Here is a 15,477-nt window from a genome sequence, read left to right on the forward strand (position 1 = left end):
CTCGCTGCGCGTGCCGCCGAAGCCGCCGCGCCCGCCTTTGCCCGCTGCGCTGCCGCCGCGAGCAGCCACGCCGGCACGGCCGCCGCTGCGTCCGCCGGAGCGCTGCCCGCCGCGTGCGCCGCCAGCTTGCTCGCGCTTGTACGACGCACGCCCGCTGCCCCGGCCCTCGCCTGCGCCCTCATCGTCACGCGCACTCACATTGCGGCGCGTGTTAATCTTTTTCAGCCTGCCGTCGGTGCCTTTCTCGATCTTGATCAGCTCTTCACGGTCGCGAGGAGTGGCAAACGTCACGGCAACGCCCTTGGAACCCGCGCGGCCTGTCCGGCCGATCCGGTGAATATAGCTTTCCGCATCATGCGGAATGTCGTAGTTGTACACATGCGTAATTCCCTCGATGTCCAGACCGCGCGCAGCAATATCTGTCGCTACAAGGAATTGCAGCTTCGCATCACGGAACTTCTTCAGCACCGCTTCACGCTTCGCCTGCGACAAATCCCCGTGCAGCTCGTCCGCCAGGAAGCCCTGGTCAACCAGTGCTTCGGTCAATGCGGCTGCCCGGCGCTTCGTGCGGCAGAAAATGATCCCCAAAAACGGCGGATCCTCTTGCATATAATTGATCAGCGCATCTTGTTTGCCGCGGTCCGTCGTTTCGATTACAATCTGCTCGATCTCATCCAGCGTCACTTTCCGGCCGGCAATACGCACTTCCTCCGGCTGCTTTAAATATCTCGAAGCCAGATGTTTAATCTGCGCAGGCATCGTAGCGGAGAACAGCATCGTCTGGCGGCGCCCCGCCGTCTGGGCGATGATTTCCTCTACTTCATTCAGGAAGCCCATGTGCAGCATCTGATCCGCTTCATCCAGCACCAGCATCTGCAGGTGGCCGAAGTGAACGGAGCCGCGGCGCAAATGGTCCAACAACCGGCCCGGCGTACCGATAACAATGTGAATGCCGCCCTTCAAACGGTGCATTTGCCGTTCCACATCTTGACCGCCGTATGCCGCCAAAACGTTAGCGCCAACGGTAGGGGCCAGCTTTTTCAATTCGGTCGTAATCTGCAAAGCCAGCTCCCGCGTCGGAGTAATAATTAATCCTTGCACATGGGAAGACTGTACATTGATCTTTTCGAGCATAGGAAGGACAAAAGCCAGCGTTTTGCCCGTACCTGTCTGAGCTTGTCCGATTAAATCTTTGCCTTTAAGCAAAATCGGAATCCCCTGTGTCTGAATCGGAGTCGGTTCCGATACGCCGTGCTGACGCAATGCATCTACAAGCTCCGGGCGGATGCCCAAAGCGGAAAATGCGCTGCCGTCCGCCTTATTGCGGCTATTTGAATTCGTTGTATCCATGTAATAGGTAGCTCCTTTTGATCAATAATCGGTAGTGTTCCACATTTTTCAAAAAATCAAACTTACAAGAGTATAACACAGATCAATTTTGTATGCGGTTTTGGTCAAAAATATCCGGTTGCACCTGCAATGTCAAACCAGTAAAATAGTCTGCATAACAAGTGATTAAACGTTTAATCAACCAGGTGGACACGTGCTCCCCTGACCAAATACCTTATAGAAACGGAAGATGAACATGGAAGACTCAAGCGCAGCGATTCACCCCGATAAAACCCAGATGGCAACCGTAGGCGCCAACATGCGCAATATCGGCAAAGTAAGCAGCTTCAGCAAAGTATCGGATTATGTGTACCGGGTAGACGCCCAAAACGCAAATATTGCCCTTTCTTTTGTAAGTGACGATATTGTCCGGATCAAAATCTTTTTCACCTCGGAATTCGATTTGAAAACGACGGCAGGCGTACTCCCGCAAAGGACGGCACCAACGCAGTTAAACGTAAACGAGACGGAGGAGTCCATTATAATCCGCACCGCCACGATGCAAGTCGTGATGGCCAAAGAGAATTTCACGCTGGAAGTGCAAGACTTGGAAGGCGGTAAATTCTACTCCCAAAACAACGTGATCTGGGACAACCGCGGCGCCGTGACGGCATTCAACAGCATGGATTCCGAAGCTCACTTTTACGGGTTAGGCGAAAAAACCAGCTTCCTCGACAAGCGCGGCGAGCGTTATGAGATGTGGAACTCGGATATTTTTGCGCCGCATGTGCCGGAAATTGAGGCTTTGTATGAGTCGATTCCATTTTTGCTTCATTATAATAGAGGGAATGTGTACGGCTTGTTCCTGGATAACCCGGGCAAAACCACGTTCGATATGCGCACGCATGCTGACATGTACACGGTAAAAGCCGATACAGGATCGATGGATTACTACATTATAAACGGTCCCCAGCTAAAAGATGTCGTGAAGCGCTACACAGACCTGACTGGACGCATGTCGATCCCGCCAAAATGGTCCATCGGGTATCACCAATCCCGCTATTCTTACATGAGCCAAGAGGAAGTCATGGACCTGGCCCGTACGTTCCGCGAGAAAAATATCCCGTGCGACGTCATCTACCTCGACATTCACTATATGGACGAGTACCGCGTGTTCACGTTTGACAAGACCCGGTTCCCGAACCCGCAGCAAATGATGAAGGATCTGCGCGAGATGGGCATCCGCATTGTGCCGATCGTGGATCCGGGCGTGAAGCAGGACCCTCGTTATCCGATTTATCAAGAGGGCATTGCCAATGACTATTTCTGCAAAAAGATCGAAGGCGACCTGTTCATCGGGCCGGTCTGGCCGGGGCAGAGCGCATTCCCTGACTTTACGGAAGACGAAGTAGGCCGCTGGTGGGCGGACAAGCACCGGTTCTACACGGATATGGGGATCCAGGGCGTGTGGAACGATATGAACGAACCGGCTGTTTTCGTCGAATCCAAAACGATGGATCTGGATGTCGTTCACCGCAACAACGGCGACATGAAGACGCATGAAGAGCTGCACAACTTATACGGCATGCTCATGTCCAAAGCGACATACGAAGGGCTTCGCGAACAATTGGCCGGCGACCGTCCGTTCGTTCTGACCCGTGCGGGGTACTCCGGCGTGCAGCGGTATGCCGCAGTTTGGACGGGGGACAACCGTTCCTTCTGGGAGCACATGGCGATGGCTATGCCGATGTGCCTGAACTTGGGTCTTTCCGGCATTCCGTTCACCGGTCCGGATATCGGCGGATTTGCGCACCATACGACAGCGGACCTGCTGACGCGCTGGACGCAGATGGGCGTGTTCTTCCCGTACTGCCGGAACCACAGTGTGCTGGATTCCGTCCGTCAGGAACCTTGGTCGTTCGGGCCGGAAGTGGAGACCGTTCTCCGCGAGTACATCGGGCTTCGCTACAAGCTGATGCCGCTGCTGTATAACTTGTTCTACGAAGCTTCGCAAACCGGTATGCCGGTCATGCGTCCGCTGCTTTTGGAATATCCGCATGACAAAAACGTATTCAACCTGAGCGACCAGTTCCTGTTCGGCAGCGACATGCTCATCGCGCCGATCATCCGCCCGGATACCGATCACCGTTCGGTGTACCTGCCTGAGGGCGTATGGTACGACTACTGGACCGGAGAGAAGTTTACCGGCGGCAAGCACATCCTGGCTTATGCTCCGATGCATGTTATGCCGATCTACGTGAAGGCCGGTTCCGTTATTCCGGAACAGAGCCTGCAGCAGTACGCAGATCAGCCCACCGACGGCGTGCTGCGCCTGAACGTGTACGGCGTTGGTGCCGAAGCTTCCTACAGACACGAACTGTATGAAGACGACGGCCGCACCTTCGCCTACGAGCAGGGTGCATACAACCTGGTGCGTCTGAACATGGAAGAAGGCGCAGCTGAAGCCGCCATCTCCTACGAGTACGCGCACAAGGGCTATGAGTCCGAGCACCGTACCTGGCTCGTCCGCTTCAAGTTCGCTGCCTTCCAGCCGACGGCTGTGGAAGGCCTGGAACAGCTCAGCGTCTCACAGATCGGCGCTGCTGACGCCGGCTGGGCGTTCGACGAAGCGGCTGGCGAACTTCTGGTGAAGTTCGCGCCGAACGCGGCCGGCGGCACGCTGCGCATCCGCGGCTAATCCTGTCCGGCCGGCCGATTCTTCCGGCCGCCGCCTATAACTGCAAGGCCCCCTATATTCCGGGGGCCTTTTTGCTTTTTCTAAAGCCACGTATTACCTATTGCCTTAAAGTTCACTTTAACCTGTATGATGAACTCAGCTGCTGAGAAACATAGGATGAGCAGCGGAACAACATATGTTAATAAGGAGCTTGATAATAAATGTACAAACCAACATTACAGCAGCCGATTGCCTCCGGGTTCGGAGCGGAGACAACGGCCTCTGAAGTAATGAAAGGCATTGATCTTAGCGGCAAAACGGCCATTGTAACAGGGGGTTACTCAGGAATTGGAGTAGAAACTACAAGAGCACTCGCCGAGGCCGGGGCAACGGTAGTAGTGCCGGTGCGTTCTATAGAAAGAGGGAAAGAGGCGCTAAAAGGTATACCAAACGTAGAGATGGATGTTATGGACTTAATGGATCCTTCATCGATTGATACGTTCGCGCAGCGCTTTCTGGACAGCGGCAGGCCGCTTCACATTCTGATCAACAGCGCAGGCGTGATGGCTACTCCGCTTCGCAGGGATGCCCGCGGGTATGAATCCCAATGGTCCACCAATCATCTGGGCCATTTTCAATTGACGGCCAGACTTTGGCCGGCACTGCAAAAAGCCGGAGGAGCGAGAGTAGTCTCCGTGTCTTCCCGCGGTCACAGGCTTGGGGGCATCCGATGGGACGATCCCAACTTCGAACACTCTGAATATGACAAATGGAAAGCTTACGGCCAGTCCAAAACCGCTAACATTCTGTTTGCACTGGAACTGGACAAACGGGGGGCGGCGCATGGAGTACGTGCTTTTTCCGTCCATCCCGGACTAATTCCGGCTACCGGCTTAAGCAGAGATTTGACGGAAGAAGAAGCTGCGCCGGTGGCTGTGAAAGACGAGGAGGGCAACGCCATCTCCAATGAACAGCAAGCATTCTTTAAAAGTGTGGAACAAGGTGCTTCCACCAGTGTCTGGTGTGCAATATCCCTGCAGTTAAACGGACTTGGCGGCGTATATTGCGAGGATACGGATATTGCTGTTGCCGTAAGTGCAGACAGCCTGGAACCGTTCGGTGTCCGCCCATGGGCGATCGACCCGGAATCGGCTGAACGCTTATGGAAACTTAGTGAGCAGGCTACTGGCGTGAAGTTTTCCGTGTAACAAAATGCTTCGTAAAACTCAAATGGCAGTGCAGGAGTAACCTTCCTGACCGCCATTTTTTGTTGCTCTTTGTTCAAATTAGGATAATATGAGCCTCTTTCCCGAATCAGAGAAAGAGAGACAGGGTAAATATAATAGTAGATACTTTTTTACCGATGTCCACGGTGAATGGACATTTGCGTCGTGTCCCCGTTAATCCAGAGCGGATCGTTAGAGGGAATAGGGCCGTTCGAGAAGAAATGTTTGATCATTACGTTAAAGTTATTTATCAGAGGTTTTGTATCCCGTCCGGACCAACCCACTTTGGCGTATGCGGCCATGGCATTGATGAATTCCTGATTTGCGCTGATATGCACTTCCAAGACGTGAGGGCTTTGGGCGCGTACAACTTCAGCTATTTTTTGCTTATATTCTTTGCCGAGATCATTATGGTCGTTCACTGTAAAGTAGGAATTGCGGCCTGTGACAACTTTTTGTCCGGAGCTGTTCTCCATCTGGTTTTCAAGCGCGCCTTTCATGGAACCGAGGTTCGTTTGTTCGCGGATGCTGCCGTCACCGCGGATATCCAGGCCTGAATCATCCAAAATGACAGCCACATAAGCATTTCTCTCCGTCAAAAAGACAATAGAACCGGCTACGCCGTCCATAGCTGACACAGCTGTGGACACTCTGTGACTATATTCAAAACGTTTGTTGTCGTGCTGCTTAGGGTCGGCCATTAAAGTGCCATAGGATCTGCTGTTATGCGCGTTGTACGTTTCGGTCTTTTTCTTCTCCTCGTAGCGGTGCTGCTGCGGGCTGCAGGAGCAGAGAAGCGCGGTGCTGGCAGCCGCGGCCAGTACGATGAGGGCGGTCCTCCGGAGTTTAAGGCCCATTTCATACCCCTCCTTATGATCTTAATACATATAGAGTTTGCTTTTTGGAGAGAATTATAATTGCCACATTTTAGGCTGAAAAGGGCTTCGAAAAAGCAAGAGGAAAGTGCGTTTTTTTCAGTCAGGAAGCGGGTTTTAGAACAATTTGTGAACTTTCCCCTGAAGATTGACAAATGTGTGACCCGAAATTATATTTAATAGGGTGACGAATTATTGACATTGTTATGCCATCCATGGTAATAGTAATAGAATGTCAGTAAGCGAACGGACGTTCTATTAAAACACAGAAGTGGGGTTGATGAGGGATGAATCGATGGCACTACGTAAAGCGTCTTCTGCCACTGATTGCAGCTATGACGATTTTACTCGCAGGTTGTGGGCAAGCGGATACATCGACGCTGATTCCGCAGGGTCCTGTAGCACAGAAACAATACGATCTAATGAAGTTATCCATCTCAATTATGATCGGTGTAGTTGTAATTGTATTCGCTTTAGCTATTTATGTCCTGATCCGGTATAGACGCCGTCCGGGGCAGACCAACATTCCCGTGCAAGTCGAAGGGAATCATAAATTGGAGATTCTTTGGACCGTAATTCCGATTCTGCTGCTGGTAGTATTGGCAATTCCGACGGTTCGTACCACGTTCGACCTGGCCAAGGATTATTCCAAGGAACCTGATGCTGTGAAAGTAAAGGTAACGGCTCACCAGTTCTGGTGGGAATTCGATTATCCTGAACTGGGCATTAAGACAGCACAAGACCTGATTATCCCGGTCGGTAAGAAAGTGCAGATCGAACTGGTATCCGCAGACGTTCTTCACTCCTTCTGGGTACCTTCCCTCGGCGGTAAGATGGACACGAACGTAGGCGAAGGCAATATCAACAAGATGTTCCTTATTGCCGACAAAGAAGGCGTATACAAAGGGAAGTGCGCCGAGCTTTGCGGTGCGTCCCATGCATATATGGACTTTAAAGTTCAATCTGTTCAAGAGCAGGACTTCAAGGCTTGGGTCAGCTCAATGAAAGCCGGAGCTGCGCTTCCTGCCGATCAAGAATTGAAAGACGTATTTACGCAGAAATGTCTGTCTTGCCACGCTGTGGGCGACCAAGGCGTACAATTTGCTCCTAACCTGACCGGTATAGGCAGCCGCGAAACGATTGCGGGTATTCTGGCTAACAACCCGGAAAACATCGCGAAATGGATTCATGATCCGCAGAAAGTGAAACCGGGCAACCTGATGCCGAAAGTGGATTTGACGGAAGAGCAAATCACCGGCATTTCAGAATATCTGTCAGGTTTGAAATCCAGCATCAGGCAGTAACTAACATGTAAGCAAAGGGGGTAAAGGCATTGGCGGCACATGCAGCACATTCTGCACATCACAAGGTGAAGCGTTATAGCGGAATTATGGACTGGCTTACTACAGTTGACCATAAGAAAATCGGGATTCTTTACTTACTTGCCGGCGGCATCTTCTTCTTAATCGGAGGTTTGGAAGCGGTTCTGATCCGGCTCCAGCTGATCCGTCCGGAGAACGATCTGATCTCCGCCGAAACATTCAACGCACTATTGACCATGCACGGTACGACGATGATTTTCCTGGCAGCGATGCCCGTTATCTTCGCCTTAATGAATGCGATAGTCCCTTTACAGATCGGGGCGCGCGACGTAGCATTTCCTTTCGTTAATGCTTTAGGCTTCTGGACATTCTTCTTCGGAGGATTGCTGTTAAATGTAGCCTGGATCGTCGGCGATGTGCCGGCAGCCGGTTGGACGGCTTACGCTCCGCTGGCCGGAGCTGATTACAGTCCGGGCAAGAGTATGGACTTCTATGCTGTCGGTCTTCAAATCGCCGGTATCGGTACATTGGTAGGCGGCATTAACTTCCTGGTTACGATCATTAACATGCGCGCACCTGGTATGACATTCATGCGGATGCCGATGTTCACATGGGCATCATTCATTACTTCCGCTCTAATCCTGTTCGCGTTTCCGGCCCTTGCGGTAGGGTTGGTTACACTCAGCTTCGACCGGATGTTCAGCGGGAACTTCTTCGTAGCTGCAAACGGCGGTACAGGAGTGCTTTGGGAACATATCTTCTGGATCTTCGGTCACCCCGAAGTATATATTCTGATTTTGCCGGCATTCGGTATTATTTCCGAGGTTATCGCAACCTTCTCCAGAAAGCGCCTGTTCGGATACAGCTCGATGGTATTCGCTACAGCGTTGATCGGTTTCCTGGGCTTCATGGTATGGGCTCACCATATGTTTACAACAGGGCTTGGTCCTGTAGCGAACTCGCTCTTCTCCATCGCTACGATGTTGATAGCGGTTCCGACAGGAATTAAAATTTTCAACTGGATCTTCACCATGTGGGGCGGGCAAATCCGTTTTACCTCGGCAAACCTGTTCGCGATCGGATTCATTCCTACTTTCGTAATGGGCGGCGTTACAGGGGTTATGCTTGCAGCTGCACCGGCTGACTTCCAGTACCACGATACTTACTTCGTAGTAGCGCATTTCCACTACGTTATCGTCGGCGGTCTCGTACTTGGTCTATTCTCCGGCGTTCACTACTGGTGGCCGAAGATGTTCGGGCGCGGCCTGAACGAATTGCTTGGAAAGTGGACGTTCTGGACGTTCTTTATCGGTTTCCATCTAACTTTCTTCGTGCAGCATTTCTTGGGCTTGATGGGTATGCCTCGCCGGGTATTTACCTACCTAAAGAACCAAGGCTGGGACGATCTGAACTTCATATCTTCCATCGGTGCGATTCTGATGGGTATAGGTACGATTATTTTCATTATTAATATTTTCGTTACTATGGCTAAACCTAAGAATGCCAAAGGCGATTTCTGGGAAGACGGCCGTACGCTGGAGTGGGCGATTCCATCCCCGGCACCTGAATACAACTTTGCGCAAACCCCCCTGGTACGCGGTTATGACGCGTTCTGGAAAGAGAAGATGGCAGGCAATGCCGAGATGACTCCTGCAGAACCGCTGGGTCCGATCCATATGCCGTCACCGTCGATTCTTCCGTTCTTCATGTCTCTTGGCTTGTTTATTGCAGGCTTCGGTTTTATGTATGCGGAGAATGAGTTCGCAAATTCAGCGATCAGCTATCTGTTCAGCAGCTATATTGTGGCGGGAATCGGCCTATTGATATCGTTCCTGTGTATGGCACTGCGGTCCTTGTATGACGATCACGGTTTCCACATCGAAGAGGATGAAATTACCGGCAAGGGGGTTAAAGCATGAGCAGTCACGATATTCACGCGAACGGCGAACTGCCCCACGAGCCCGAAAGAGCGACCTTGGAAGGACGCAATAAGCTTCTTGGCTTCTGGTTGTTCCTTGGCGGCGAGACCGTCCTTTTCGGAACGTTGTTCTCTGCGTTTCTTGCTTTGAGAAATAACGTCGCAGACGGCAAAACAGCGCAGCAATTGTTCGAATTGCCGCTGATCGCCCTTGCTACGTTCCTGCTTTTAACTTCCAGTATGACGAGTGTTATGGCCATTCAGGCTATGCATCGTCAAAAGCTGAAAGAGCTGGCTATTTGGCTCATCGTAACTGTTGTTTTGGGCGCGGCATTCTTATCACTTGAGATTTACGAGTTCTATCACTACGTACACGAAGGCCACAAGTTTTCAACAAGCGCCTTTAGTACTTCCTTCTACTCGTTAGTCGGATTCCACGGAGCTCACGTAGCCTTCGGTGTAATCTGGATCGGCTTACTGATTGGCCAATTGTTCCGCAAAGGACTTACGGTCGTAACAGCACCTAAGGTATATGTAGCCAGCTTGTACTGGCACTTTATCGACGTTGTCTGGGTATTCATCTTCACAGTTGTCTATCTGATGGGAAAGGTGGGGTAACACATGGCACAACCGCATGGAACCGCTGAACAAGGCGGAAGAAGACGCCGCCATGAAGGACCGCAAAAGCATCTGATTGCTTTCGTGTTCTCCCTGATCTTGACTCTGATCGCCTTTGCTGCTGTAGCGGCAGGCGAGATGAACCGCAACTTCGTCCTGGTTTTACTGGTTGTCATGGCTATCGGCCAAGTGTTGATCCAGCTGATTTTCTGGATGCATATGAAAGACCGCGGTCACCTGTACCCGATTATCGGGCTTGCGGCCGGAGCCTTCGTAGCCTTTACGTGTGTTATCATGGCGCTGTACTGGGTATGGTGGTAAACGGATAAACGGATACATGAAAAAGAACTGTCCGAATGGACAGTTCTTTTTTGCAGCTTTAAGCCGGGAATCACGCTCACTTATGATGTTTAACGATAATGATGACCCTAATTCTGACAAATTAAGCATGAACCCGACATTAAGGGATAATGTGACCTCTATCCATTTTTCTACAATATGACATCAGCTATTTTCACGAAATTGTAATTAGGAATTGCTATGGATTTACAGTACAATGAGATAAACCTCTATTGAGGTATTTTGATGCGAAATGATCGTTTAGATGAAGGTTTTTTCGCCAAGAAGAAGCCCGTTTTCAGTTCCGAAAACCTATACTTTCTTATGTGATAAGAAGGCCCGTTTTCGTTGCCGAAACTTACATTTTCTTATGTGGTGATAAAAGCGAAAGGAGGTCCGTCTATGTGGGGACTTGAAGTATTTGGCTTCACTGCGTTATTCAGCCCTTTCTTTTTGCTGTTCATGCTGTTCATTGCAGGCAGTTACTGGCTGCTGACAGGACCGCAGCGCGGCAGGTTTGAAGGTTCTGCGCCAGTATCGGTTGGAAAGCAAATTACTTTTTATACGGCATGTTTCCTGTTTTATCTGGTACAAGGGGGGCCGTTGGAGCTGCTAGGCCATTTGATGTTTACCTTTCATATGGTGAATATGTCCATCTCTTATATCCTGGTTCCGCCGCTGATCCTGCTTAGTGTGCCGGACTGGATGTGGCGGGCGTTATTTCGGAAGCGGTTTAATCCTAAGACAAGCCCTTGGATGCATCCTATTTTTACGGCAGTACTGTTCAATGTGTTGTTCTCGCTGTATCATCTGCCGAACATCCATGATGTGATCATGACCAATTATGCGCTGCATACGGCGTATTACCTTGTTTTATTGATTGCTTCCTTTATGATGTGGTGGAATGTGATCTGTCCTGTACCGGAGTACAACCGGCTTACGGAACTTCGGAAAATGGGGTACATTTTCCTGAACGGATTGCTGCTTACGCCTTCCTGTGCGTTGATTATTTTTGCGGGAGAGCCGATGTACGCCGTTTATAACAACCCGCAGGTGTGGGCCGATGCGATGGGGTATTGTGTGCCGGGTGATCCAGCGGAGCTCTTAAAGCTGTTCCAAAACGGGCCGGCGAGTGTCATCAATCTGCTGCCTCCTTTAGACGATCAGCAGCTGGGCGGGGTGCTGATGAAGCTGATCCAGGAATTTATTTACGGAGCCGTCCTGGCTTACGTGTTCCGTCAATGGTTCAAGCGGGAAAGTAAAGAGGACGAACTTCCTCCGGGCCCCTTGAACAGGTCGCCAAGAGAAGGTTTTCAGCCTTAACAATTACTATTATTCATGAATCGAAAGGCAGCTGATGGACGTGTTTCAAATTTTGCCGTTTATCTCAACTTCTTTTATCTTAATCAGCGCGATTCTTGTCGCCATCGGTTGGGTGTTGATCATCCAAGGTAAAAGAGAAGCCCACAAACGTGTTATGCTGATGGCCGCAGCGGCCGCGCTCATTTTCTTCATTATGTACGTGGCGCGGATTGTGCTGTTGGGTAGCACACCGTATGCGGGTCCGGACTGGCTAAAGCCTTATTATCTTGTGTTCCTGCTGTGCCATATCGTTCTGGCAACAATGGCAGGTGTCTTCGGACTCGTGACGATCTCTCTTGGATATAGAGAGAAGTACGCGAAACACCGGAAGATCGGCCGGGTTACTTCGATCATGTGGTTCATCACGGCTATATCTGGAGTTACGGTATATACTATTCTGTATGTGCTGTATCCGACGGAACATAAGAAGAGCTTGCTTGATGCCATTTTCGGAGGCTAAGCGGAGCCGGCTGCCCTGCAGCCGGTTTTTCTGTATGCAAGGTGTAGAAACGCTCAGTTTTATTAGCGGCATGAAATATGGTATCGTGAAAAGAAAAAGCTAAATTACTCTCTAGGAGGAAAAATGCTATGATACAAATCTATCCCGCCGCTTCCCGTTATTCGGCGGATCACGGCTGGCTGCAGAGCAACTTCAGCTTTTCGTTCGGTGACTACTATGACCCGGATAATACCGCTTTTGGACCGCTGCGTGTGTTTAACGACGATATTATCCACGCCGGCCGGGGCTTCGGTGCTCATCCCCATAGAGAAATGGAAATCGTATCCGTTGTTCTGAAGGGACAGCTGAAGCACGAAGACAGTGAAGGCAACAGCGTTGTTACTACCTTTGGAGAGATCCAGCGGATGACAGCGGGTACCGGAATTATTCATTCCGAAGTGAATCCGGGTGTAGACGAAACCCATATTCTTCAAATCTGGTTCACACCCGATGAACGGGGCCTGACTCCTTCTTATGAAGCGACAAGTTATGATTTTACGAAAGCCCAGAACGCGTTTTTGCCGGTTGTATCGAAGCAGTCCGGCCCGGACATCGCCCATATCCATCAGGATCTGACTATGTATATCTCTGAGCTGGAACCAGGCAAAACTCTGACATTTAAACAACCACCCGGCCGGCGTGTATACCTGTCAGTCATTGAAGGAGCTCTTCGGGTGAACGGGGAACAGTTGAACCGGCGTGATGCCGCTCGTATTACCGATACGCCTAAACTTGAGTTAACTGCCGAGCAGGGTACTCTATTTCTGCTGATAGATCTTCCTTAATGGAACGGAGGAGGGATAATACCGTGATCAATAAATTGCTGATCAAACATGTAACCGGGAGAATGCTTTTAAACACAGCGGCTGAGGAGTTAGCTTTTACCCACGAAACTGCAGGTGAGCAGTGGAGATTTACCGTCCAGGGGGTACCGGCGGAAACCGGAAAGATGATCTGTTCTTACGAGGATGAGCTGAACCTGTTTTACATGCAGGAAAATGCAGAGGGACAGCAGTTCAATAAATGCTGGTATTACGGAAAACAGACACCTGAAGTCATCTATGATGAGGCAGCCAGATTGTTGTCGATTCAATTGGATTCGCGGAAGTTCTATACGAACGAACGTGTATAGTTACATATATGAAGCAGGGAGCGCAGAGGCTCCCTGCTTTTTTATTTACATTGTTAAGGATGGAAATTTGAATTATCTTCTTGAATAAAATGTAAATTGAATATATACTGTATATATAAACATACACAGTATATACAGTGTAAGGAGGAAAGAGACATGTTAAACAATGCCTGGTTCATTGCAAAGAGGGATATGGTGATCCATAAATGGGGCTGGCTTACGACCTTCTTAATGGGAGCTTACTTTGTATTGATTTTGGCCGGAATTCTGCAAGATTATCAGGTGCGGGAGATGAAGGTCATGTTTCCGGTTGACCTGTTATTCTGTATTTTGGCAAGTGTGCTTGGATTTGCTTTTACAAGAGATTACATGCTGTATTTGAAGGAAGATACGTTCACGAAGAAGATGGCGCTCTATCGAACCTTGCCTTTACGGACGGAAGAAGTAGTACTGGGGCGGATCCTTCACATTCTGGTTTACACTCTGTATAATTCGGTGACGATTTTTACGGTGCTGTATTTTGTGAGCCGGGGATTGAACCGCCAGCTTACGCCGCTGCAGTACGTGGCTTTTGTGGCTGCGCTGATCGGGTTCTCTTTTGTATTCTCCGCATTCTATATTTTCACAGAGCTTGGGTATTCCGGCAGAACCTATTTTTGGCTGAACATGATAGTTGTGGTTTTGCTGATCGGAGGCATTTTTCTGCTGATGATGTTGAAGGTGAGTTTAACGGATGAGCTGATTGTCGGGATCCGGCAGTACGGATTTCTGATTCCGGGTATGATGCTGCTGATTGGGATAGGTTCCCTGAGTTATGCCTATCAAGCAACGGTTAGGCACCTGAGCACTCGAGAGTACAGATGAAGATAGATGCAGGCAGGATTATATAGTAAAGAAGGTGAGCACCATTCGAATTCCGATCCAATTAAAAGAGGACAGCGCCGAGCCTTTGTATCATCAGATCGAGGTTCAGCTCCGCGGGCTGATCATTAACGGCCATCTGCCGGAAGGGACACATCTCCCCTCGATTCGGGAGTTCGCGCAAGAGCTGTCATGCAGTGTAATTACGATCAGGCGGGTATATCAGGATTTGGAGCATGAAGGACTTCTGCGGACCAAGCAAGGGACGGGAACGTTTGTCAGCAAAATAGATACTACAGATCAGGCAAAGTTCCGTAAGGCGGAAGTGACGGAAGCTTTGAAAACAGCGGTTGATACAGGGATCCGGGCTCAATTCCAGGCGGAAGAGGTGGCGGCCCTGTTTCAGGAAGTGCTGAATGCCAGGTACGGAAAGGGAGAACGGACAGATGAGTGAAACAGTGATTTCTCTGGAAAGGGTTAGCAAGCCGCTGGGAGCGATCGAGCTCGGGCCTATCGATGTAAAGCTGGAGAGAGGGATGGTCTACGCAGTCGTAGGGCCCAACGGTTCAGGGAAAAGCTCGCTGTTCAAGCTGATCCTTGGCTTGCTGAAGCCGAAGCAAGGCGAGCTGCGGGTATTCGGATCCGACCCGGCTGTGCAGGATCCCGCCTTAAGGGAGCGAATTGGATATGTATCCGAATCGTCGGACGTATACGATGACCGTCTGACAGGACGGAGCTGGGCCCGTTTTATCCAGCGGTGGTATCCACAGTGGAACGGGAGGCTGTTCGCCGAGCTTGTAACCGAGATGGAAATCGATCTGACCCGCCAGCTGCGGAAAATGTCCAAGGGAGAACGGCGCCGGTTCGATTTGGCGATCGGCCTCGCGAAGGAACCCGAACTGCTGCTGCTCGATGAGCCGTCCTCCGGACTGGACCCGCTCGCTTGGCGGCATATGAACGACAGGCTCACCCGCTTTATGAGCGGGGGAGACCGGACGATTGTGATGGCAACGCACATCGTCGAGGAAGTCAGAAAGCTGGCGGATTATATTATTTTTATTCATAAAGGGAAGATGCTCGGGATCTATGAGAAAGATGAGCTTCTTGCCGGCTGGAAAGTGCTTTGGGTCGAAGGGCTGCTGGAAGGCAAACTGGGCAGTGCCGTGGAACAGACAGTGGAAGGGAAGCTTACCCGGGTGGTAACGCCGAGCCCTGCTGTTACCGAGCGGGAACTGGCGGAAGCGGGCGGACGTCTGCTGCGCACCGAAGCGCTTGGACTGGACGACATTCTCTATTATATGATCCAGAAAGGATGAGAG

The 15,477-nt window shown here is 50.6% G+C and carries 15 protein-coding genes; 13 read left to right on the plus strand and 2 right to left on the minus strand.

Features of this window, described 5'->3' with window-relative positions; translation table 11 throughout:
• A partial coding sequence (locus tag ACFSUF_RS20990) for a DEAD/DEAH box helicase (RefSeq protein ID WP_377606268.1) occupies window positions 1-1,350 on the minus strand: 1,350 nt, incomplete at its 3' end.
• Between the two features lie 235 nt (window positions 1,351-1,585).
• Between ACFSUF_RS20990 and ACFSUF_RS20995 the strand changes: the two genes are divergently transcribed.
• Complete coding sequence (locus ACFSUF_RS20995) at window positions 1,586-4,027, plus strand: glycoside hydrolase family 31 protein (protein ID WP_377606270.1); 2,442 nt, start codon at window positions 1,586-1,588, stop codon at window positions 4,025-4,027.
• 200 nt (window positions 4,028-4,227) lie between these two features.
• The gene (locus ACFSUF_RS21000; RefSeq protein ID WP_377606272.1) at window positions 4,228-5,214 is read left to right on the plus strand and encodes an oxidoreductase; all 987 of its coding nucleotides are present in this window, start codon (window positions 4,228-4,230) and stop codon (window positions 5,212-5,214) included.
• 149 nt (window positions 5,215-5,363) lie between these two features.
• On the opposite strand, the gene ACFSUF_RS21005 is transcribed toward ACFSUF_RS21000, so the two are convergent.
• Window positions 5,364-6,089, minus strand: a complete 726-nt coding sequence (locus ACFSUF_RS21005) for a hypothetical protein (RefSeq protein WP_377606274.1) — start codon at window positions 6,087-6,089, stop codon at window positions 5,364-5,366.
• Between the two features lie 305 nt (window positions 6,090-6,394).
• Here ACFSUF_RS21005 and coxB point away from each other — a divergent pair, with 305 nt between their 5' ends.
• The 11 genes from coxB (at window position 6,395) to ACFSUF_RS21060 (ending at window position 15,474) form a co-directional block, all read left to right on the plus strand.
• Entirely contained in the window at window positions 6,395-7,411 is a 1,017-nt protein-coding gene (gene coxB / locus ACFSUF_RS21010) for a cytochrome c oxidase subunit II (RefSeq protein ID WP_377606276.1), read from the plus strand.
• Between the two features lie 86 nt (window positions 7,412-7,497).
• Complete coding sequence (gene ctaD, locus ACFSUF_RS21015) at window positions 7,498-9,348, plus strand: cytochrome c oxidase subunit I (protein ID WP_377606725.1); 1,851 nt, start codon at window positions 7,498-7,500, stop codon at window positions 9,346-9,348.
• Window positions 9,345-9,965: a cytochrome (ubi)quinol oxidase subunit III gene (locus ACFSUF_RS21020; protein WP_377606278.1), complete on the plus strand. Its 621-nt coding sequence runs from the start codon at window positions 9,345-9,347 to the stop codon at window positions 9,963-9,965. The genes ctaD and ACFSUF_RS21020 overlap by 4 nt, the downstream gene beginning before the upstream one ends.
• Window positions 9,966-9,968: 3 nt before the next feature.
• Window positions 9,969-10,286, plus strand: a complete 318-nt coding sequence (locus ACFSUF_RS21025) for a cytochrome C oxidase subunit IV family protein (RefSeq protein ID WP_377606280.1) — start codon at window positions 9,969-9,971, stop codon at window positions 10,284-10,286.
• Between the two features lie 420 nt (window positions 10,287-10,706).
• Entirely contained in the window at window positions 10,707-11,627 is a 921-nt protein-coding gene (ctaG, locus tag ACFSUF_RS21030; protein ID WP_377606282.1) for a cytochrome c oxidase assembly factor CtaG, read from the plus strand.
• Window positions 11,628-11,661: 34 nt separating this feature from the next.
• Window positions 11,662-12,126, plus strand: a complete 465-nt coding sequence (locus tag ACFSUF_RS21035) for a DUF420 domain-containing protein (protein ID WP_377606284.1) — start codon at window positions 11,662-11,664, stop codon at window positions 12,124-12,126.
• A gap of 128 nt (window positions 12,127-12,254) precedes the next feature.
• Complete coding sequence (locus ACFSUF_RS21040; RefSeq protein WP_377606286.1) at window positions 12,255-12,950, plus strand: pirin family protein; 696 nt, start codon at window positions 12,255-12,257, stop codon at window positions 12,948-12,950.
• A gap of 23 nt (window positions 12,951-12,973) precedes the next feature.
• Complete coding sequence (locus ACFSUF_RS21045; protein ID WP_377606288.1) at window positions 12,974-13,297, plus strand: hypothetical protein; 324 nt, start codon at window positions 12,974-12,976, stop codon at window positions 13,295-13,297.
• A 156-nt stretch (window positions 13,298-13,453) separates the two neighbouring features.
• Entirely contained in the window at window positions 13,454-14,161 is a 708-nt protein-coding gene (locus ACFSUF_RS21050) for a hypothetical protein (protein WP_377606291.1), read from the plus strand.
• A gap of 43 nt (window positions 14,162-14,204) precedes the next feature.
• Window positions 14,205-14,612, plus strand: a complete 408-nt coding sequence (locus ACFSUF_RS21055; RefSeq protein ID WP_377606726.1) for a GntR family transcriptional regulator — start codon at window positions 14,205-14,207, stop codon at window positions 14,610-14,612.
• Window positions 14,605-15,474: an ABC transporter ATP-binding protein gene (locus tag ACFSUF_RS21060; RefSeq protein ID WP_377606292.1), complete on the plus strand. Its 870-nt coding sequence runs from the start codon at window positions 14,605-14,607 to the stop codon at window positions 15,472-15,474. Before ACFSUF_RS21055 ends, ACFSUF_RS21060 begins: the two co-directional genes overlap by 8 nt.
• Window positions 15,475-15,477: the final 3 nt, after the last annotated feature.

Origin of the sequence: Paenibacillus gansuensis, from assembly GCF_042684925.1 — a bacterium.
GTDB lineage: Bacteria > Bacillota > Bacilli > Paenibacillales > DY6 > Paenibacillus_N > Paenibacillus_N gansuensis.

Excerpts from the sequence above, each read along its gene's own strand:
- ACFSUF_RS20995 (WP_377606270.1), top strand. The coding sequence starts at position 1,586 with ATGGAAGACTCAAGCGCAGCGATTCACCCCGATAAAACCCAGATGGCA.
- ACFSUF_RS21000 (WP_377606272.1), top strand. The coding sequence starts at position 4,228 with ATGTACAAACCAACATTACAGCAGCCGATTGCCTCCGGGTTCGGAGCG.
- coxB (WP_377606276.1), top strand. The coding sequence starts at position 6,395 with ATGAATCGATGGCACTACGTAAAGCGTCTTCTGCCACTGATTGCAGCT.
- ACFSUF_RS21035 (WP_377606284.1), top strand. The coding sequence starts at position 11,662 with ATGGACGTGTTTCAAATTTTGCCGTTTATCTCAACTTCTTTTATCTTA.
- ACFSUF_RS21020 (WP_377606278.1), top strand. The coding sequence starts at position 9,345 with ATGAGCAGTCACGATATTCACGCGAACGGCGAACTGCCCCACGAGCCC.
- ACFSUF_RS21025 (WP_377606280.1), top strand. The coding sequence starts at position 9,969 with ATGGCACAACCGCATGGAACCGCTGAACAAGGCGGAAGAAGACGCCGC.
- ctaG (WP_377606282.1), top strand. The coding sequence starts at position 10,707 with ATGTGGGGACTTGAAGTATTTGGCTTCACTGCGTTATTCAGCCCTTTC.
- ACFSUF_RS21040 (WP_377606286.1), top strand. The coding sequence starts at position 12,255 with ATGATACAAATCTATCCCGCCGCTTCCCGTTATTCGGCGGATCACGGC.
- ACFSUF_RS21050 (WP_377606291.1), top strand. The coding sequence starts at position 13,454 with ATGTTAAACAATGCCTGGTTCATTGCAAAGAGGGATATGGTGATCCAT.
- ACFSUF_RS21060 (WP_377606292.1), top strand. The coding sequence starts at position 14,605 with ATGAGTGAAACAGTGATTTCTCTGGAAAGGGTTAGCAAGCCGCTGGGA.
- ctaD (WP_377606725.1), top strand. The coding sequence starts at position 7,498 with ATGGACTGGCTTACTACAGTTGACCATAAGAAAATCGGGATTCTTTAC.
- ACFSUF_RS21005 (WP_377606274.1), bottom strand. The coding sequence starts at position 6,089 with ATGGGCCTTAAACTCCGGAGGACCGCCCTCATCGTACTGGCCGCGGCT.